Raw genomic sequence first — 19,675 nt, forward strand, 5'->3', positions numbered from 1 at the left:
GTGAGTTATTTGAAACACGAGTTCCGAACACTTAATCCTCCTCGCGCAGAACTACTCGCATAGTTGCGGTTGAGTTACCTAAATAATTGAGGGAAAACCATGAAAATCAACAAGATTCAACAACTTACCGGAGCTTCGTTCCTGGCTTTGGGCCTGGCAGTACTGCCCGCTACTCACTCCGTTATGGCGCAGGATGCAACAGGCACAACGGGTACCACCAGCACCTCTGCCCCCGCGACAGATACTATGGGCACTACTGGTACTGATACAACCGGCACCAGCGACACCGGTGTGACGGGTGGCACCACCGGTACCACCGATCCTGGTATTTCGGGTGGCACCACCGGCACCACTGACCCCGGCGCCACGGGCACTACCACTGCTCCCGGCACCACGGGCGGCGCAGACACCTTTGACACCACCAATTCCCCCTCTTCTCAGCAGTTCGACAACACGGACGCTGCTGATACAGATAACGACTCTGACTGGGGTTGGCTGGGCCTGCTGGGCTTACTGGGTCTGCTGGGCCTGGGTGGTCGTAAGCGTCACGATGATGATGTGCGCTACCGCGAACCCGAAACCACCACTCGCACCTACCGCTAATTAAGCTCCTGTTTCGTGTGCCTAGGCACACGAAACAGCAACCCTTCTGGATCCCTTTCTGATTAGTTGAGTAAGTCAAACATCTGGATCACAGCATAGGCCGCTGCTTTGCGCCTATGCTTTTTTCTTTTTTAGGGCTTACGAACGGCACTTTAATGTCTTCTCAATATAAAGATGCGCCTAACGTTCTATATCCTGCTTAAGCAGAACTTAGAATATTAGGCGCATCTTTACGAACCAAAGAACGGAGAGGGAGGGATTCGAACCCTCGGTACGCCCTAAAACGTACAACAGATTAGCAATCTGCCGCTTTCGACCACTCAGCCACCTCTCCAGGCGTCCGGAAATTAATAATAGCAGAGGTTTTGTCTAAGTCAAAGGGTTTTGACGATTTTTCTTGAAAAATTGGGCGATCGCTTCTCATCAAAAGCTTTAGATATTGCCTCTACTCCTTTTATAGCAAGGGATTCAGAGTTCTCTGACAAGAAGTATCTCCTCACTTTTTTTCAAAAAATTGGGCTGATACCAGCTCCCCAGATTTTTTCAGGTAGCCGGACACGCTTCAGCCTTCTGGAGCAACTCAGTAAGGCCGTTATATTAACTTTTTTAGGAATCCCAGAAGTAAAACCAACTGAAGCGGTTCAGGTACACTATCCTCTACACACGGGGCATTCGGATCTCTTCAGATACTAGATGCGGGGTTTTGCTTACGATTAAATGAACTCTAGCTGACGGTGTGAGTCCTGAAACCAGGCTAGACACACGGGCATTAAAATACGTACCTCAAAAATTAACCGAATAGTGGCTTTGAATGGGGGAATAGCAAGCAATGGGACATCGGCGACGAGCAGCAGCATGGATACGGTGGGCAGTCCTATTGGGAGTATGTAGTGCAGGCTTTGGGGTTGTTTTACCCGGCAGATTTCTGGAAGGGGAACGGGCGATCGCCGTTACTCCCGCTGAGATCACCAGTTGGCGCTTTAACACAGATAGCCAACAACTCGAAGTCGTGTTACCGGGTGGTGCTACCCCCCGTTATTTTTTGTTGGCCCAGCCTGCTCGCATTGTTGTGGACATCCCTGCGGTCGATGCTGGAGCCTCTGCTGGGGAACAAACCTTTAGTGGGGTAGTCAGCCGGGTGCGTGTAGCTCAATTTGAGCCGGGGCTAACCCGTATCGTTCTGGAGCTCAGCCCCGATGTGGAACTGGCCCCAGGTCAGGTGGAATTGAACCGAGCTGAAACCCTTGCGACTGGAGAAGCCCGATGGACGCTACGCCCTTTACTTGTGGGTATGGCTCCGGCTCAGGACACTCAAAATGATGTGGCCATCAATTCTCCCGGCCCCATAACACCTTCTCCTGCCGACGTGGCCCCGGCAATCGCCCCTGCTGTTCCAGTTGAACCAACGTTGAGTGCTGTCCCCGCCATAGTTCAACCAGATCCGGCGATGGCAATACCTGAGGGCAGTGGGGCTACGATTGCCGTGCCTCCACCCGAACCTGACCCGACCATGGGAATGGCATTCTCTGAAGACTCTAGGTCTACGCTTGATGCGCCGCCACTGGAGGAGCCTGCGCCGAGCCCGACCCAGGCGAACATTGAAGCGGCGGAAGCACCCATGGATATGGTGACGCCTGAAGACCCTGCGATCGCCATTACAGAGTCCCCACCGGATACCAATCCTGCATCAGCACCATTAGCCGTACCTTCCAATCAAACGGTAATCACAGAACCCCCACGGTTATCAGATGAGTCTCCCACCCTGAATAGCCAGGGAGCCGAATTTCTCAGCCCTGAAGCGGCCTTAATACCCGAAACGTCTACGGCAACTCAGGGGGATGATGAGGCCCTGAACTCGGCAAACCTTCCGGATGCCGTTGAGATTCCTATCGATTTCCCAGCCCCAACACTTTCAGACAACGAAGCCAGTTCTTCAGCAATGCCATCCCGTGTCTCGGCCTTGCCTCCCACAGATCCTGCAACCGATGCGCCAGCCATTGCCGTGCCTCCACTAGATTCTATCGTTCCGGTGACGGAGCCTGAGTCTGTAGCTGCGGCTCCAACCCAACCCAACGTGCTAATTCCAGCCGGACAGACACTGCAGCTCCGATATCCTCGCCCTTCATCTCTGGAGCTGTCCGATCGCCCCTGGCAGGAAGTGCTGGTGTTAGCAAACCCTGTAGAGGATAGCCAGGGAACGGTGCTCGTACCCGCAGGGACCCAAGTCATTGGCCGTTTTGAGCGGGATGGTCGAGGCTATCGGTTTATTGCTCAGGCGATCGCTCTCAATGACACGGTTCTCATGATCCAGGGAGCTTCTGCCATCTTTAGAGACGAATCCATTGAACCCAACACGGTGATTGAGCTAGATGTTGACCGAGATCTGATGCGATCGCCAACACCATAAAATCGACAAAGAAGGACGGCACAGCATGCCGCCCTTCTTGATGTAATAAAAAAGCGCGGCTGAACCGCGCTTTTTCTTAACGAGCATGGAGGGATTCGAACCCCCGACCCTCAGAACCGGAATCTGATGCTCTATCCACTGAGCTACATGCCCTTGCGTACTTTGCGAGTATAGCATCTCTGGGGGACAGCGATCGCTATCTTCTGCTATTTTCCACACCATGAAGTCAAGTTTTAGCTAGAAGCTTACTATGGCACCCCTTTGTGGCGGCATAAGAGGGCTTCTAGCTGAATTAGGGCGTGTTTTAGAACTCGCTGAAAGGATTGTATTTTCGTACGTTTACCGCACGAAAATACAACCTTTAAAGCAGGCCTTAGGCAACCGTTGTTCCTCCGGAGAAGTAATCCTTCAGCTGTTGCCCATGGTCGTGGGATAAATTGTTCAGGGGAATAGCCGTAGGCTCAAAAGCTTGAACTTCAAGCACCTCCAGCTTATCCAGAGTTTTCAGAGCACCGCTGGCTCTAACCTCAACAACCAGACAAATAGAGTGGAAGCGGGGATCCCGTTCAGGAGAAGAATAAACCCCAACCAGACGACCCAGATTGAGGAGATCTAGGCCGGTTTCCTCTTTAAGCTCCCGTTTCAAGGACGTCGGCAGGTCTTCGCCCCAGTTCACCATGCCTCCGGGTAAACTGAGCATGCCATTATCTCGGCGGCGGATCAGGGCAATCTTCCCATCGGGGAGGACAGGGATAATGCTAGTGCCCGTCAATGGATGACGGAAAATAATTCCAAGAGCGGTTTGCAGATATCGCCAGGCTTGACGCATAGGAAGGACAATCGCTTGCAATATTTAGAGAGTTTAGTGTTCTACTCCTGTGAACCATGAGGACGAGGAAAGCATTGACAATACCTTTCGCCCTGTATATCAGCAGGGTTGAACCAGAGCCAAAACGTGAGACCAGGGCTGGCTAGGCTGCCATTAACACTTCCAGGTCTTGTAGAACCTGTTCTGCGTGGTTTTCGGGCTTCACTTTTAGATAGACTTTGGCGATCGCACCCTCAGGGTCAATGATAAAAGTATTACGGCTGATACCCATATACTCCTTACCCATAAACTTTTTCAGGCCGTAGCTCTCGTAGGTCGTCGCCATCTGTCCCTCAGCATCGGTCAGGAGAGGAAATGGCAAATTGAATTTGTTGGAGAACTTGGTATGGGCTTTGGCATCGTCGGTGCTAACTCCCAGAATCACCACGTCTTTAGATTGGTAGGTCGGGTAAGCATCCCGGAAGCTACAGGCTTCTTTTGTGCAACCGGGAGTGTTGTCTCGGGGATAAAAGTACAGGACGACCCACTTTCCTCTTAAAGAAGAGAGGCTAACCGTGTTGCCGTTTCCATCGGGCAAGCTGAAGTCAGGGGCGGAATCACCAGGGTTAAGAGCCATAGCAACAGGTCGAAACAGCAAAAGGGTAAACAACAAAAGCCTTCAAGGCTGCAAAATTACCTAAGATTGTACTCAGTTCAGTCCCCAAAACTACAGCTAATCTCAGTTCGGCAAGACTTGCGCACTTGTGTTGTGGATGGAGTACGAAGCACCCCACCCACAACACAAGTACACTACAGATAGCGGACTTGCGTAAGTCCTATTTGGAATAAGCTGAAGTGCCTATTTTTGCGTGTGCTTTGCGCACAACACGACCTCTAGCCCTAACTAGCCCAAGAGTTCCTGTTAGGTGTAGCAGGCCCAGTAGGCACCTAATAGTAAACCCCCGTAGTTATGGGGTTTGACATCCCCAAAATATGTCTGAATCATCAACGTCTGTGCCAGCCTTCGATGCTCCGCCACCGTTCCAGGAAAGGGCTACATGGATAAGCTGTCCCGCTGTCACCCACCTATTCCGTAAATCTGCGCCTGGCGCTTTAGTTGAACCCTGCGACAGCCTGACCCTTCAACGGGGTTATGGCATTGCTGGCGATGCCAGTGCTCGAGTTGGTAATCCGCGGCAGGTTTTACTGGCCGGACAGCCAACACTGCATCAGTTCGGGCTTCAACCTGGAGATTTGCAGGAAAACATATTAGTGGATGCCGCCGTCGAATCTTTTGAGTCAGGAACGGTATTAGCGATCGGCAAAACAGCTCAGTTACGACTGATGTTTCTCTGCGAACCCTGTGCCTCTCTAGAACGGCTCAAGCCTGGCCTATCTCGTAAAATTGCAGGCAAACGAGGGTTCCTTGCAATGGTGGTACAGGATGGCACCATTCGCCCTGGCGATATCATCCGGGCCTATCCCCGATGCTTTTCCGTCATTCCCGAATCTACCCGAGGCAAATTTGAGGAATTTGTGGCCCGTATCCCACCCGGCTATGTAGTCGATACCCCTAACCTGCTGCTAGCCCTGGGCATGACGCCCAGCTACGCCCGCGCCATCCCTACCTGGCTGAAAAAATCAGCTCATCTGCCCGTACACCGCATCGTAGCCGCCAATCACACCCTCCTCACTCGGCATATTCCCGACCAGGCTGATGCTCTAGTGGCGGAAGGAGTGACTGTTGAGGGCGATCGCATCTCTCCCCAATTTTTATGGCCCCCTGAATTCTTCCACGTCGTTGAAACCAAATAACGTAGCTCCTGCTATACACTGACAGAGCAGGTTTTGTGCAGGAAACACGCCTTATGCTGCCCTGGCTGCTGGCCTTTCGATTTACATCTCCCGGTCCAATTTTCTTTGAAGCAGGGCCAATTACCGTTCGCTATTACGGCTTGCTGATTGCCTGTGCCGTGTTAATTGGGATCACGCTGTCACAGTTTTTGGCGGGTAAGCGAAACATAAACCCTGAGCTAATTGGAGACTTTGCGTTGTGGTTAGTTTTGGGGGCGGTGCCCTGTGCGCGAATCTACTACGTGTTGTTTGAGTGGAAGAACTACGCGAACAACCCGGCAGAAGTTTTCGCGATCTGGCACGGGGGCATTGCGATCCATGGGGCCATTTTGGGCGGTATTGCGGCGATGCTCATCTTTGGGCGGCTCAATCGCATTTCTTTCTGGCAGTTGGCTGATACTGTGGCACCATCCGTCATTCTGGGGCAGGCCATTGGGCGCTGGGGCAACTTCTTTAACTCCGAAGCATTTGGCCGTCCTACAGATTTGCCCTGGAAACTTTACATTCCCCCCGCCCAACGGCCTCCCGGCTATCAGGCATTTGAGTATTTCCATCCCACTTTTCTGTACGAATCCCTATGGAATATTGGGGTATTTGTGCTGTTAATGGTGATTTTTTGGCGTGGAATTCGGGGGCATTGGCCCCTGAAGCTGGGGACGGTGGCGCTGGTGTATGCGATCGCCTACAGTCTGGGCCGTGTCTGGATCGAAGGTCTACGGATGGACAGTCTGATGCTGGGGCCGTTACGGATTGCTCAGATTGTCAGCTTAGTCGGAGTGTTTATTGGGGTTGCTGGGTTGGTCTGGCTCTATGGGTTGAAGCGGAACTTGCCTGGTTCCAGAGTACGGTTTGGGGAAATTCATTTGTCTCGCCCTCCCGCAGAATCCCGATAGTCGCGAGTATCTTGCACAACCAAAGAAATAGCCCCGAAGTTTCCTTCGGGGCTGAATCAGGGTGCATCTACCATTCGCTTCTACCGGGGTTTTACAGAGCTATCCGGACACTCCCCCCTCCTTTGTCGGGATTTAACACAGAGCATTGATTTGTAAAGCTTTTTACAGGAAAAGGTCAGGTACGGTATGGAATTACGGAGCACGGGGAATGGGTTGGCGGAACGGTTGGCGGTGTCGCTTCAAGGGAAGTCGCCTGTCCCCGGTACAGTTTACATTGTGGGAGCCGGCCCAGGAGATCCGGAATTGCTGACGCTACGGGCCTACCATTTGCTAGCCGAGGCCGATGTAATTCTATTTGCCGACTCCCTGGTACCCCGGCAAGTGTTGAGTGTGGCTAAACCTGGGGCAGAACTCATTCGCACAGCGGATAAGACCCTGGAAGAGATTTTGCCCTTGATGGAGGAACGGGTGCGATCGCACAAAACCGTCGTTCGGCTCCACTCAGGTGACCCTTGCTTATATGGGGCGGTGCATGAACAAATGCAAGCCTTAGCGAGGGCAGACATCCCGTTTGAAGTTGTTCCCGGTATCAGCGCTTTTCAACTGGCCGCGGCTCGTCTCAAGGTGGAATTTACCGTTCCAGGTCTGGTGCAATCCATCATCTTGACCCGTATCAGTGGGCGCACTCAGGTTCCTGAAGCCGAGGAACTGGCATCGCTAGCAGCTCACAAGGCAAGCCTGTGCCTTTACCTCAGCGCTCGCCACGCTCAGGACTCTCAAGACAAATTGCTGCAACACTATCCTGCCGATATGCCGGTCGCCATCTGCTATCGCCTGGGTTGGCCCGACGAGCGGATTGTGATGGCTCGCCTTGATGAAATGGCAGCCGTGACAGAACGGGAGAAGTTAATTCGCACAACCATGTATGTCATTAGCCCAGCTCTGGTGGCTATGGAGCAAGCAGATGGGGCGCGATCGCAACTCTACAACCCCACTCACTCGCACCTGTTCCGTCGCGAATCGACTGAAGCCGTATAACAGTAACAGGACTCACGCAAGTCCGCTATATCTAGAGCATTTAAGTTGTAGGTAGGGTGCTTTGCACCTACCTACAACTTAAATGCGTAAGTCCTGAGTAAGCAAACCTTAGTTTGGGATAAGCTGAAACACCCTTTACCTGAACTGAGGTTAAGTTACAGCCACTTTAATCAGAACTTGTGGATCAAAGGGGTGAGTGCGTCGCACTCACCCCTTTGATCAAACCGGCTATGGGTGTCAACTTAACCCCGTGCATCCATGGCGTAGTAAAAATACATCTGCAAGCCCGATCGCCATACCCAATATCCATCGGTATTGAGGTGCAACCCATCCGTGCTGAGGTTCATCTGGAGATTTCCCTGGCTATCGGCAAACAGAGGATAGAGATCCAAATATTCAATTTCTTCCTCCTGGGCAATCTCTGCCAATTGCTCGTTTAGCAATTGAATTCGGTGATTCGGAATGGCGAGTAGGCGATCGCGCCCTTCCCAGGTAGCCTCCTCACCAGCATGGGGCAGAATGGATTGCATCACAATTTCCGCATCGGGATGGGCTGATTTGAGGTACTGAACAATTTGTCGCTGGTTGTGGAGAATCGTCTCGTCGTCAACCCCCTGCAACAGGTCATTAATCCCGATCATGAGCAGGATAGTATCCGGTTCCGTCTGATCCAACAGATCTAACCGTTGCAGCAGACCAGTAGAGTTCTCGCCAGAAATCCCCTGATTGAGCCACACACGCCCTGGCAACAGCAAATCGGGCGGAAACCACAGGCTGATGGAATCTCCCAGCAAAACACTGAGATGCTTAGGTTTTTGAACAGCCACCGCCTGAGCTTCCTGAGCCAGAAGATCGACCCACTGAGGATAGTTCAACTGATGCCGCGTTCCTAAGGACGGGACACTGACCGTAAACGATTGAGAGGCAGCGGATGAGGGTTGCATAAGAACCACGGCTCGATGCAGCCAATACTGCCGAATTCCCATCTGTAGCAGGATGAGTAGCAGCACGACATTGGCGGCCAGGGAGAGATAAATCCATCGGGGCAGCGATCGCCGCCCATAAGTGGGCTGGGTAATACGATCCCAATGCCAGCGCACCTGTTGTCCCCATCGGGAGCGACGTATTTCAAACAGGATACGGCTGAGGTGGCGATCGCCCCAATGCCGAAGCCAATACTTCATGGGAGTGCTCGTTTTACTCACCGCTCAGTACTCTTACAAAACATCTCTTTAATACCTCAAAAAATATCCAATAGTTCAGGGAGCAATCTTAAAAAGTCTGTTATATCAATACTCTGGACAGTTTTTCTGAAACCCTTGATTTTGCGTGCGCGAAGCGCACGCAAAATCAAGGGTTTCAGAAAAACTGTCCGAACTAATGTTATATCAAAATATTTATATTGAATTTGGCCAGATTTCAGAAAATGATGGCGATTGATAGGTCATAAAATCAAAGGTTTTGAAAGACGAGAAGCTTACCCATAGCCTTTCTGCATTACTTGTCAATGTTTTTGGCCCAGTAGAGTGGGTGCGGCCTACTGAGTAAAAACATGCAAGATTTTTGATCACATTGCTAGTGTCACGCTAGTGAGGACATCAAAAAAGCCAAGGGGAGAAAACCCCTTGGCTCCAAAGAGAGTTACCCAAAACTTAGTGAGGCACGCTTGTTGTGGAGACGCCAGGAACGCCAGCAGGAGAGCCCGTTGCATCCTTCACGAAACCAGCGTAGGCTTCCATGCCATGCTCGCCAATGTCGAGACCCATGAGTTCCTCTTCAGGAGACACGCGGATACCCAGAGTAGCCTTCAGCGCGATCCAGAAGATGGTAGACACCAGCACCGTCATACCACCTACAGCCAGAGTACCTACCAGCTGAATGATGAACTGGCCCAAACCACCACCAAAGAACAAACCTGTAGCAGGTCCTAAACCTTCAGCGTACAGATCGCCAGGGCCAGCTGCAAAGAGACCAACAGCCAGGGTTCCCCAAACACCATTGGCCAGGTGAACAGCGGTAGCACCTACGGGGTCATCAATCTTAAGGCGATCGAAGAACCCAACAGCAAATACGACCAGCACTCCACCAACAATACCGATGATGGCAGCGGAACCTGCATTCACAAAAGCACAGGACGCTGTAACAGCTACCAGACCAGCCAAAACCCCGTTGATGATCATAGACAGGTCAGGCTTGCCCAGCAGTAACCAGGCAGTAATAGTAGCCGCCAGACCACCAAAAGCACCTGCGGTGTTCGTGGTGATAGCAATGTGGGCGATCGCCGAACCATCACCCACGCTCATGGTGGAACCGGGGTTAAACCCAAACCAACCCAACCACAGGATCAAGCAGCCCAGAGTCGCGATGGACATGTTATGACCAGGCAGGGCGTTGGGAGAACCATCTTCGTTGTACTTGCCAATCCGGGGGCCAAGAAAAGCCGCACCCATGAGAGCAGCCCAACCACCAACCGCGTGTACCACGGTAGAGCCAGCAAAATCCCAGAAGCCATACTTGGCAAGCCAGCCACCACCCCAGATCCAGTGACCCGTAATGGGGTAGGCAACGCCAACCAGCAACAAGCTGAAGATCAGGAAGTCAACGAACTTAATCCGCTCAGCCACAGCCCCAGACACGATGGTGGCAGCGGTACCTGCGAACACCAACTGGAAGAAGAACTTAGCACCCAGAGGTACGCCAGTCCAGCTCAGAGCACTGTAAGCACCTTCATAGGCGTCACCAATGGCCGGGCTGTTATCAGCGCCACTCAGGAAGGTTAAGCCTTCCCAACCAATAAAGCCATTACCATTACCAAACATCAGGCCAAAGCCGATGAACCAGAAGGCAATGGTGGAGAGGGCGAACACAATCAGGTTCTTGGAAAGTACGTTGACGGCGTTCTTTTGACGGCAGAAGCCGGTTTCCAACATACAGAAACCCGCGTTCATGAAGAACACCAGCATCGCGGCAACCATGACCCAAACGGTATCCAGGCCCACCTGCAGGGTAGCGACCGTCTCCTCGACAGACGGGGTATCCTGGGCAAACACGGCTGTGCTGCTGACCAGAACGATCAGTGCCGTCAGGGGAATACAAGCTTGCCAGGTAGGGGAGAGAGAGTTAATGACAGCGCCCGGCCGTTTAAAGAAACGCTGCATCAGACTGGAAAAACGACGCCCTTCAATCAAGGGCTGGCGCTTATTCCGTTTTTTCATGACCAGTCTTGACATTGATTGACCTTCCTCGACTTAGACAGAAACCGACTCACGTTGAAACCGATTTACAAAGGCAAATGGCGACCCGACAGACAATCACCCATTAGCAGGGCTAGAGATTGAATAGATACAGCAATGTATCAATCAAGTAGCCCATCCCACGCCACGTAGGATAGGCCTGCCCCCAACCGATTCACCAACAGCCGGTAGAGAAAAACCACCCAGAGGATCACCCAGAAGCTGGATGTGTAACTGTTTGTGAATTGCAATCGAATATCACAGATTTCATCAATCTAAGGCGAGTAAATCTGTATCCAGAGATACCATTTCTCCGTAGTTCCCCTTAGAAAATTAGCTGAAACGCTCAAAGGCCCAGGATTTGGTCGATCATTCGATTGGCCTGAGTTTCATATCCTCCTCCAAATAAATTGAAATGGTTGAGGATGTGATACAGGTTGTAAAGTACTTTACGTTGGGTATACCCCTCAGATAGGGGATAGGCGGCATTGTAGGCTCGGTAAAATTCGTTGGGGAAGCTGCCAAATAGCTCAGTCATGGCCAGGTCAACTTCGCGATCGCCAAAGTAAACCGCTGGATCCAAAATTATGGGTTCCTCTAGTTTGGTAATGGCTGCATTGCCTGACCAGAGATCACCATGAACCAGGGAGGGTTTGGGAATACGCTCAGCCAACAGCAGGGGAACCGCATCGAGGAGGCGATCGCCGTTGGGGAAATGCCCACCCTTACGCCGAGCCAGACGCAGTTGATACCCTAACCGACGCTCACAGAAGAATTCGATCCAGTTGTCAGTCCAGGAATTTTGTTGCGGGGTCGAGCCAATGGTGTTGTCCTGGTACCAACCAAACCCGTGGGTGCTGGTAGTCTGGTGCATGGCGGCCAACTGATGCCCCATGGCTTCCCAGGCCCGATGTGTTCCATATCCTAAATCCAGCCACTCCAACGCCAGGAAAGAAAAGGTGTTTGCGACTCCCCAACAGATGGGCTGCGGAACCCGAATTGTGGCTGTCTTGGAGATCTCTTCAAGGCCACGAGCTTCGGCCTCAAACATGGGTAAGGTTTCGGCCTGGTTAAGTTTGACGAAATAGGCCCGGTCTTTCCCCGAAAGGGCATAGGCCTGGTTAATGCTGCCTCCGCCGACCGATCGCTGGTGGGTCACCTCAAACGGTTTGCCCGTAGCTTGCTGAATTTGGTCGGCAATATTAAGCCACAAAGTATTCATGGGAGCGTTTCAGAACCACCACAGGATTAGACATTCAAACAGTTCCGACTTATTGTAGTCGGGGAAACTTGGGAAAATATTTGAAGAGATATTTTCTCTGAGCCGTAACTTACTCCATCCATCGCTCGTACGAAGGATCACAAATAAAACAACCTGTCATTGCTTTTTGTGGAAGCGGCGACTTCGCCACTTCCACAAAAAGCAATGACAGGTTAATCAATGCACGATCCTAAGCGACGTCAATCAACTAACGATTGGAGTTGAGAGGGTTCGTCTTCGTGCCTCATGCACAAAAAATAACCCTCTCAACAGCTTTTATAGCGCTGTGCACGTTGATTAAGTACGGTGGTGTGGGGCACTTCGTGCCCCACACCACCGTTGTTGTACTTAACGCACTTGCACATCGCTATAGAACTAGAGCAGAGACGGGAGAAGAGCTGCCTGGAATGAAAGCCTGTTGCAAGATATTCCGAAACACAAAGGTGCAACAGAGCAATGGTGCTCTGTTGCATTGCGAATTTTCTACTTTAAGCAATCGAACTAAATCGAGGGCTACAGTCGCGCCTCGTCCTACAGGAAAATAGCTTCCTTACGAACCAAGCCAACTGCTGCCATTCTTAAAGGAATTCTCAGGAAAGTAAATGTATCGATTGAGGGGCCAAAGGCTCTCAATCTTAATCTTCGTGATCTTCGAAGGGGTCAGCCAATTCCTTGGATGGGGGTCCAAAGGACGTATACAGGGCGATTCCGGTGACAATCAGAAGGACAGCACCGATGGAAATACTAAGAACTGTTGCGGACTCCATGTAGGGTATCAACCAAAGGTAACCTCATTAGTATAATATTTCAAAACGTTAACTATTCAGGCTTTCTTACAGGTACACATGGCACAACGAACCCGATTGGGCGATATCCTGCGGCCCCTCAATGCGGAATACGGTAAAGTTGCTCCGGGTTGGGGCACTACCCCCGTAATGGGTGTTTTCATGGGTCTGTTCTTGGTCTTTCTGTTGATCATCCTGCAAATTTACAACTCGTCACTGATTCTGGAAAACCTGGATGTGGATTGGCTGAGCCTGGGCCGCTAAGCCCCTCTGCCGATTCAACTAGATTTTTCAAGAAGCCTTTTCAAATTTCATAAGCTTGCATCATGACCCCGGCCTGCCGGGGTTTTTTGTTTCACAGGCTGACTTTCCGTGTGCTGCTCACGAAAAATCAACCTCGTGAAACGGGTTCTTATACTAGGGTGAGGAAAGGCATACCCGGATACGGTATCCTGAAGTCTTGCCGGGCTGCTTCATTACCTAATGCGATCGCGGGAGGAAAGGTTATGAATATTTTTGGCATTGGTTTACCCGAGATGGCGCTGATTATGGTGCTGGCCCTCCTGATTTTTGGCCCCAAAAAGTTGCCAGAGATTGGGCGGAGCGTAGGAAAAGCGCTTAGAGGGTTTCAAGACGCATCCCGCGAGTTTCAGGATGAGTTTAAGAAAGAGGCCGAGCAGATTGAGAAGGCCATTAACCAGCCCATGGAAGCTAAGCTAGAGCCTCCAGCTCAAAAAGCTTTGGCGGCTAATGAGGTACCTGCCGCCACCTCAACCGAGACGACGGAAGCTGAAGTCATTACCCCCACCGAGGATGACGCTGTTAGCTCTTCCCCCAGTTAAGTTTGGGTGTGCACAGACAAGAAACTAACCGACGAACACCAGCTCCACGGATACGTAAGACAAATAATCACGAACGTAATGACTAACGCAGGAGTTGCGAGCGATCGCCTGATTCCACAACTCATCGTGGGTTTGGGAAATCCGGGAGCGAAGTATGAGCAGACGCGCCACAACATCGGCTTTATGGTGGTCGATCAGTTGGCGCGGCGCTGGTCTGTTTCCCTATCGGAGAACCGCAAGTTTCAAGGGTTTTATGGCGAGGGAGTAGCCCTGCGTCAAACCCGTGTGCGCTTGCTAAAGCCCACCACCTTTATGAATCTGTCTGGGCAATCCATCCGGGCAGTTTTGGATTGGTACAAGTTGCCTCCAGAAGCAGTGCTGGTGATCTACGACGAAATGGATTTGCCCACAGGCAAGCTACGGATGCGGCTGTCTGGCTCAGCAGGCGGCCATAATGGCATGAAGTCAGCGATCGCCCATCTGGGCACCCAAAACTTTCCCCGGCTTCGGATTGGTATTGGCAATCCTAAAAATAGCGAGAAGGCCAACAAAGATACGGTCTCCCACGTACTGGGGCGCTTCTCCCAGGAGGAAGCCAAACTTCTCGATGAGGTCATCCAACTGTCCGTCGAGGCGATTGAAATGAGCCTGACCGATGGTGTTGCCAAGGCTATGAGTCTTTACAACAACCGCGCGGTCGCTAGCTAAAAGGTAAGACCAGACAATCTGCCGCATTCCATCCCACATGGAAGGTTTCGGCTGAGGGCGATCGCTCACTCAAGTCATTCCCTAAAGCGTTGCCCAGTTGTGTCACTCGCAAAGAACCAAGGGGCGTTTCTACACTGGCTTCCAGCAATTGACCAATGTAGGTTACGTGGGTGAGCTTTCCGGCGATCGCATTTTCCATGCCTTCCGCCGGATTGAGTCGCAATCGCTCGGGGCGGATCATCAGCGTTACCGTCGCGTCTGGTTGCAGGGGGGACGTGGGGGCGATCGCCTTTAACGGTCTACCGTTAACCTCGACGGTTGCAATGTCGCCATCCACTCCCAACAACCGCCCCGTCAGAAAATTTGCCTTTCCTACAAACTGCGCCACAAACAAAGACGTGGGTTGGTTGTAAATGTTGAAGGGAGTACCGACCTGCTCCACGCGGCCATTGTGCATCACGGCAATGCGATCGCTCAAGGCCAATGCCTCTTCCTGATCATGGGTGACATAGATGAAAGTGAGGTTGGTTTGCCGCTGCAACTCCCGCAATTCCTGGCGCACCTCTTCGCGGATTTTGGCATCCAGCGCTGACAAGGGTTCGTCGAGCAGCAATACTTTAGGACGGCTGATCAGGGCACGGGCCAGAGCGACTCGTTGCTGTTGTCCGCCGGAGAGTTGGGAGGGACGGCGATCGCCAAACCCTGGGATACGGAACATCTTCAGCGAATCTTGCACCCGTTCGGCAATTTCATGGCGAGGCACACCTGCGATCTTCAAGGGATAGGCGATGTTCTCCGCCACAGTCATGTGAGGAAAGAGTGCATAACTCTGGAACACGGTATGGACTTCGCGCCGATAGGGTGGCAGCATCGTGACATCCTCACCGCCTAAATAAACCGTGCCCCGCTCGGGAATCTCAAATCCGCCAATCATCCGCAGCGTCGTTGTTTTACCTGAGCCACTCGAACCCAGCAAGGAAAAGAACTCTCCCGGCTTCACCGCCAGAGTGACATCCCGCGCTGCATACACCTCTGCGTTGCCGCCTCCATAGATCTTGCTGACATTGTCGAGATAGACCAGACTATTGTCTTTCATGGTTTTAGAACTACAGGATGCTGAATACTCTTGATGCGATGAGTCCTGACTACGTATTTTGAGCTTCTTTCATCAGAGCCGAAAACACAATTATTCACGCGAGGTAGCCCATTCACTGAGGAGAACGAGGGCCGTGCTGGTGCCGAGGATAAGGGTGGCGATCGCCGCAATCTCGGGTGTAATTGACGTTCGCAGCCGCGCCCAGATCTCCATAGGCAGGGTATTATCCCGTCCCGTCAGGAAAATCGTCACCACCACCTCGTCAAAGGACAGGGTAAACGCCAACAATGCCGCTGCGATCAGGGCACTCCGCAGGAAGGGAAACACCACGTCCAGGTAAACCTGTGCCGGTTTGGCTCCCAGGTCATAGGCGGCTTCCTCCAGGCTACGGGGAAACTGCCCCAGGCGCGTCAAGATTGGCCCCAATGCCACCGGAATGCCAAATACCGCATGGCCCAGAATCACCGTCCCCAGAGATAGTTCCCATCCTAAATCCGAAAAGTAAGCGAGCATGGCCACGCCTGTTACAATCCCCGGCAACAGGATGGGCAGATTCAGGGCAATACGAAAGGCATTGCGCCCAAAGAAGCGATAACGATAAATGGCAAACCCCGCCAGTAACCCCAGAGTCGTCGCCAGTATCGTTGCCACCCCTGCCACCTTCAGAGAATTAACCAGCGCTTCCCGCAATGGCACATCCTCCATCACCATCTGGTACCAACCCAGGGTGAAACCCTTCAAGGGTAGCGACAGGATGCGCGAGTCATTAAAGCTCATCACCACCAATACGATGATGGGCAAATAGAGAAAGCCAAAGGTGAGAGCGGTCCACCCCGCCAGAAGCCAGGGACGTTTAGGGGTGCGAGGGGAAACTCTTTCGTCAAGAGACTTCGCCAATGCACGGGAATTAGTAACCATGAAACTCAGCCCAAGGGATACCGCTATTGTGCCGTATTCCCCTGAGTAAAGGTGTTAAAACACTTCCTGGAATTTGCAAAACAACTCTGGTGTATTTAAGGTTCTATTGCTACAGCAATTGGGGACAAAAGAAGTAACCCATATCAAGCTACACATCTCCCATACTGTGTGGTTTGATATCAAAACGTTATGACAATAAAGTGACCATTTTGGGCCCGTGCTAAATAGAAAGATAGGTATCAAATGCTCTTTGCATTAAATCTTGTGTGTAATTGCACTTTTATGAATTGCCTAGGGGAAAGTTCCCCAGTAGAATACCCTCCATAATTTCATTGAGCTTGATTATAAATATCGTTTACAAAGCATTCACTGTTTATATCCCATCCATCTCATTCGATTGGTGTGTGGGAATACATTGAGTGTCTTGATTCTTTGTGTGAATGTTCAAAAAACTGTTCGTAGATTTGATACAGGAAAAAAGCTTCAAGATAACTTGAATATAGAAGGATGGTGCAATTTGCCTAGGTCTGGGTTGAGAGCAACAGAATTGAGTAGAAAGCGATGGGTTTGCTTTAGTTTGGGGATTCTAGCTGGATTCAGTTTGGCATTGCTGCCAGCTATTGCCATCTCGCCAGACTCCATCACCCCATCCGTCACCGAAGTAGTGCAATCTCACGGCTCCAGCCCAAGCCGTCAGCTTTACGAAGCAGGCCGCTACCAAGAAGCGGCGCAACAGCTAGAGGTAACCGCTGCAGATGCTGAAACGCGAGGCGATCGCCGGTCCCAAGCTATAGCTCTGCGTAACCTCTCTCTGGTTTATCAACAGCTAGGGCAATGGAAAGATGCAGAAACAGCCATCACCCAAAGTCTTGCTTTATTAAATGCAGAACAGGCAGACCCATCCCTGGTCGCCCAGACCCTGGATGTTCAGGGACGGCTCCAGTTTTACCGGGGAGATGGTGCGGCGGCTCTTGCTACATGGGAAGCGGCAGCGGCTCTGTACGATCGCCAGGGCGACCGGGAACGGCTTCTTCAAGCTCAACTCAACCAGGCTGAAGCCTTGCAATCGCTCGGGTTCTATCAGCGGGCGATCGCCCTTCTCAGTCAACTTCAAGAAACGTCTACAGATCAGCCCGACTCACTCCAGCAGGTCGAGCGCCTGACCCGCTTGGGTAATGCCTTGCGGGTTGCCGGTGATCTCCCCGGTTCTGTCAGCGCTCTTGAGGCAAGTCTGGCTATGGCTGAGCGGTTGCAAGATGCGGAGGCGATCGCCCAATCCCAGGCCAGTTTGGGCAACACCCTTTATGCGCAGGGGAACCTGGAGAATGCTCTCCGCTCGTACGAACAGGCGACCCAGACCGCTATCCCCTATCACCAGGTTCAAGCTCGCTTAAATCAACTGCGAGTATTGGTTGAGCAGCAACAGGTGGATGCAGCGATCGCCCTCATTCCAGCTCTGCAAACCCAAATCAACGCGCTCCCCCCCGGTCGCCCCAGGATTCACACTCAAATTAACCTGGCAGATTCGTTACTAAGACTGGTAAAGCTGGGAGGCCACGTTTCTGAGAACGATATTGCTAACTTACTCACAGCAGCGGTGCAACAAGCTCGGGAGTTGGGCGATCGCCGCGCAGAATCCTACGCTCTCGGCACTCTGGGAGCGACCTATGAGCAGGCGCGCCAGTGGAATGAGGCACAATCGATCACAGACCAAGCCCTGAGGCTGGCTCAGCAGCTCAACGTCCCGGAGCTGCGTTACCTGTGGGAATGGCAGCAAGGTCGTCTCTTCCGTCAACAACACAACCGGAAAGAAGCGATCGCGGCCTACACCAACACGATCAACACCTTACAAGCGGTGCGTCGTGACCTATCAGCGGCCAACCCTGACGCCCAGCTCTCGTTCCGCAACAACATCGAGCCCATTCACCGGGAACTGGTCTCCCTGTTGCTGGATCGTAGTGCCAACCCCAGCCAGAAGGAGCTAGAGCAGGCCCGCTCCACCATTGAATCGTTACAACTGGCGGAGCTGGATAACTTTTTTCGGGAAGCTTGCTTGAATGCCCGCGAGGTGCAGGTGGATAGCATTGATACCCAGGCAGCGGTATTTTATCCAATTTTGTTGCGCGATCGCATGGCGGTTATCGTTGCCCTTCCCGGCCAGCCTTTGCAGTATTACGATGCCCCCGTTCCTGCCAGCACTGTAATCGAAACAAGCAATGCCTTTGCAAACCAGGCGGAAGATATTCGCAAGCCGGTCCGTCAAATTCAAGGTCTGGGCAGGCAACTTTACGATTGGCTGGTGCGCCCGGCCCTCCCGTACCTCCAAGGTAGCGAGGTGAAAACCCTGGTGTTTGTGCCCGATGGGGTGTTACGGAAAGTGCCCCTGGCCGCTTTGTATGATGGCGATCGCTACCTGATCGAAAATTACGGTGTTGCCATCGCCCCCACCCTACAACTGTTATCCGCCGAAAGCTTACCTCCTGACTCCCTAACAGCTCTGATGGGAGGGTTGAGTGAAGCTCGGTTGGGCTTCGCTCCCCTGCCCTGGGCCGAAGCAGAAGTGAATCAACTACAGGATATCGTCTCGGGCGAGGTGTTGTTTAATGACGCCTTCACCCGTGAGGAAATCGCCACCCGCATTGCCGAGATTCCGGCTCCTATTGTCCACCTGGCAACCCATGGAGAGTTCGGGGCAACCCTGGAGGAAACCTACATCCTCACCTGGAACGATCGCCTCAATGTCAATCAACTCAGCGAACTGCTGCAATCCGCTGACATCAATCGTCGCCGCCCGATTGAACTATTGGTACTGAGTGCCTGCGGAACCGCCGTCGGGAATGATCGAGCAGCACTAGGATTGGCCGGAGTCGCCGTTCGTTCGGGAGCTCGCAGCACCATCGCCTCTCTCTGGTATGTGGAAGATCAGTCCACCTTCTACCTGATGTTGGGGCTATATGCCAACCTTTCTCAACCCGGAATCAGTCGGGCCGAAGCCCTGCGCCAGGCCCAACTTGCTCTGATTAATGGCAGAACCGAGTTTCAGTTGGGCAGTCGCGCCCGCAGCCGGGGGGCCACAGGCAGCATTGACCTGCGGAACTATCCCAATCAGGCGGGCAATCGTAACTTGTCCCATCCCTACTACTGGAGTGCCTTCGTGCTGATTGGCAACTGGAAGTAATTTTTTCTGCTGAACGCCGCTTTACTCTCCCCCCTTTACCCCCTGAAGCCC

17 protein-coding genes and 2 tRNA genes are annotated in these 19,675 nt (G+C 52.3%); 9 read left to right on the forward strand and 10 right to left on the reverse strand.

What is annotated here, in order from left to right; translation table 11 throughout:
• Positions 1 to 99: 99 nt before the first annotated feature.
• Complete coding sequence (locus H6F91_RS27600; protein WP_199307963.1) at positions 100 to 603, forward strand: hypothetical protein; 504 nt, start codon at positions 100 to 102, stop codon at positions 601 to 603.
• A gap of 245 nt (positions 604 to 848) precedes the next feature.
• On the opposite strand, the gene H6F91_RS21110 is transcribed toward H6F91_RS27600, so the two are convergent.
• Positions 849 to 937: transfer RNA gene (locus H6F91_RS21110), tRNA-Ser, on the reverse strand.
• 495 nt (positions 938 to 1,432) lie between these two features.
• Between H6F91_RS21110 and H6F91_RS21120 the strand changes: the two genes are divergently transcribed.
• Positions 1,433 to 3,010: an AMIN domain-containing protein gene (locus tag H6F91_RS21120; protein WP_190771312.1), complete on the forward strand. Its 1,578-nt coding sequence runs from the start codon at positions 1,433 to 1,435 to the stop codon at positions 3,008 to 3,010.
• Between the two features lie 80 nt (positions 3,011 to 3,090).
• Here H6F91_RS21120 and H6F91_RS21125 read toward each other — a convergent pair.
• From H6F91_RS21125 to bcp, 3 genes are all read right to left on the reverse strand, one after another.
• Positions 3,091 to 3,163 (reverse strand) — tRNA-Arg (locus tag H6F91_RS21125).
• A gap of 220 nt (positions 3,164 to 3,383) precedes the next feature.
• Positions 3,384 to 3,839, reverse strand: coding sequence for an NUDIX hydrolase (locus H6F91_RS21130; RefSeq protein WP_190771311.1), 456 nt, complete (start codon positions 3,837 to 3,839; stop codon positions 3,384 to 3,386).
• Positions 3,840 to 3,981: 142 nt separating this feature from the next.
• A complete protein-coding gene (gene bcp, locus H6F91_RS21135; RefSeq protein ID WP_190771310.1) occupies positions 3,982 to 4,455 on the reverse strand; it encodes a thioredoxin-dependent thiol peroxidase in 474 nt (157 codons plus the stop codon).
• A 356-nt stretch (positions 4,456 to 4,811) separates the two neighbouring features.
• Between bcp and H6F91_RS21140 the strand changes: the two genes are divergently transcribed.
• From H6F91_RS21140 to cobM, 3 genes are all read left to right on the forward strand, one after another.
• Complete coding sequence (locus H6F91_RS21140; RefSeq protein WP_190771309.1) at positions 4,812 to 5,633, forward strand: MOSC domain-containing protein; 822 nt, start codon at positions 4,812 to 4,814, stop codon at positions 5,631 to 5,633.
• A gap of 53 nt (positions 5,634 to 5,686) precedes the next feature.
• Positions 5,687 to 6,565 carry a prolipoprotein diacylglyceryl transferase gene (gene lgt / locus H6F91_RS21145; RefSeq protein WP_190771308.1) on the forward strand — a complete coding sequence of 293 codons (879 nt, stop codon included), beginning with the start codon at positions 5,687 to 5,689 and terminating at the stop codon, positions 6,563 to 6,565.
• 186 nt (positions 6,566 to 6,751) lie between these two features.
• The gene (cobM, locus tag H6F91_RS21150; protein WP_190771307.1) at positions 6,752 to 7,603 is read left to right on the forward strand and encodes a precorrin-4 C(11)-methyltransferase; all 852 of its coding nucleotides are present in this window, start codon (positions 6,752 to 6,754) and stop codon (positions 7,601 to 7,603) included.
• 242 nt (positions 7,604 to 7,845) lie between these two features.
• Here cobM and H6F91_RS21155 read toward each other — a convergent pair whose 3' ends face one another.
• From H6F91_RS21155 to psbN, 4 genes are all read right to left on the reverse strand, one after another.
• Complete coding sequence (locus tag H6F91_RS21155; RefSeq protein ID WP_199307964.1) at positions 7,846 to 8,787, reverse strand: GDSL-type esterase/lipase family protein; 942 nt, start codon at positions 8,785 to 8,787, stop codon at positions 7,846 to 7,848.
• A gap of 468 nt (positions 8,788 to 9,255) precedes the next feature.
• Complete coding sequence (locus H6F91_RS21160) at positions 9,256 to 10,761, reverse strand: ammonium transporter (RefSeq protein ID WP_242035909.1); 1,506 nt, start codon at positions 10,759 to 10,761, stop codon at positions 9,256 to 9,258.
• Positions 10,762 to 11,182: 421 nt separating this feature from the next.
• Positions 11,183 to 12,049, reverse strand: coding sequence for a fructosamine kinase family protein (locus H6F91_RS21165; protein ID WP_190771348.1), 867 nt, complete (start codon positions 12,047 to 12,049; stop codon positions 11,183 to 11,185).
• Between the two features lie 683 nt (positions 12,050 to 12,732).
• On the reverse strand, positions 12,733 to 12,864 hold the full coding sequence (gene psbN, locus H6F91_RS21170) for a photosystem II reaction center protein PsbN (protein WP_190771305.1): 132 nt from the start codon (positions 12,862 to 12,864) through the stop codon (positions 12,733 to 12,735).
• Between the two features lie 78 nt (positions 12,865 to 12,942).
• Here psbN and psbH point away from each other — a divergent pair, with 78 nt between their 5' ends.
• The 3 genes from psbH (at position 12,943) to pth (ending at position 14,432) form a co-directional block, all read left to right on the forward strand.
• Positions 12,943 to 13,146 carry a photosystem II reaction center protein PsbH gene (gene psbH, locus H6F91_RS21175; RefSeq protein ID WP_190771304.1) on the forward strand — a complete coding sequence of 68 codons (204 nt, stop codon included), beginning with the start codon at positions 12,943 to 12,945 and terminating at the stop codon, positions 13,144 to 13,146.
• A 242-nt stretch (positions 13,147 to 13,388) separates the two neighbouring features.
• A complete protein-coding gene (locus tag H6F91_RS21180) occupies positions 13,389 to 13,724 on the forward strand; it encodes a TatA/E family twin arginine-targeting protein translocase (RefSeq protein ID WP_190771303.1) in 336 nt (111 codons plus the stop codon).
• A 78-nt stretch (positions 13,725 to 13,802) separates the two neighbouring features.
• A complete protein-coding gene (gene pth, locus H6F91_RS21185) occupies positions 13,803 to 14,432 on the forward strand; it encodes an aminoacyl-tRNA hydrolase (RefSeq protein ID WP_190771302.1) in 630 nt (209 codons plus the stop codon).
• Here pth and H6F91_RS21190 read toward each other — a convergent pair.
• Complete coding sequence (locus tag H6F91_RS21190; protein WP_190771301.1) at positions 14,425 to 15,528, reverse strand: ABC transporter ATP-binding protein; 1,104 nt, start codon at positions 15,526 to 15,528, stop codon at positions 14,425 to 14,427. The two genes, pth and H6F91_RS21190, sit on opposite strands and share 8 nt — an antisense overlap.
• A 90-nt stretch (positions 15,529 to 15,618) precedes the next feature.
• The gene (locus H6F91_RS21195; RefSeq protein WP_190771300.1) at positions 15,619 to 16,446 is read right to left on the reverse strand and encodes an ABC transporter permease; all 828 of its coding nucleotides are present in this window, start codon (positions 16,444 to 16,446) and stop codon (positions 15,619 to 15,621) included.
• A gap of 601 nt (positions 16,447 to 17,047) precedes the next feature.
• Here H6F91_RS21195 and H6F91_RS21200 point away from each other — a divergent pair.
• A complete protein-coding gene (locus tag H6F91_RS21200; RefSeq protein ID WP_190771299.1) occupies positions 17,048 to 19,624 on the forward strand; it encodes a CHAT domain-containing protein in 2,577 nt (858 codons plus the stop codon).
• The last annotated feature ends 51 nt before the right edge of the window (positions 19,625 to 19,675 follow it).

Origin of the sequence: Leptolyngbya sp. FACHB-8 (genome assembly GCF_014695575.1) — a bacterium.
Lineage (GTDB): Bacteria > Cyanobacteriota > Cyanobacteriia > Elainellales > Elainellaceae > Vacuolonema.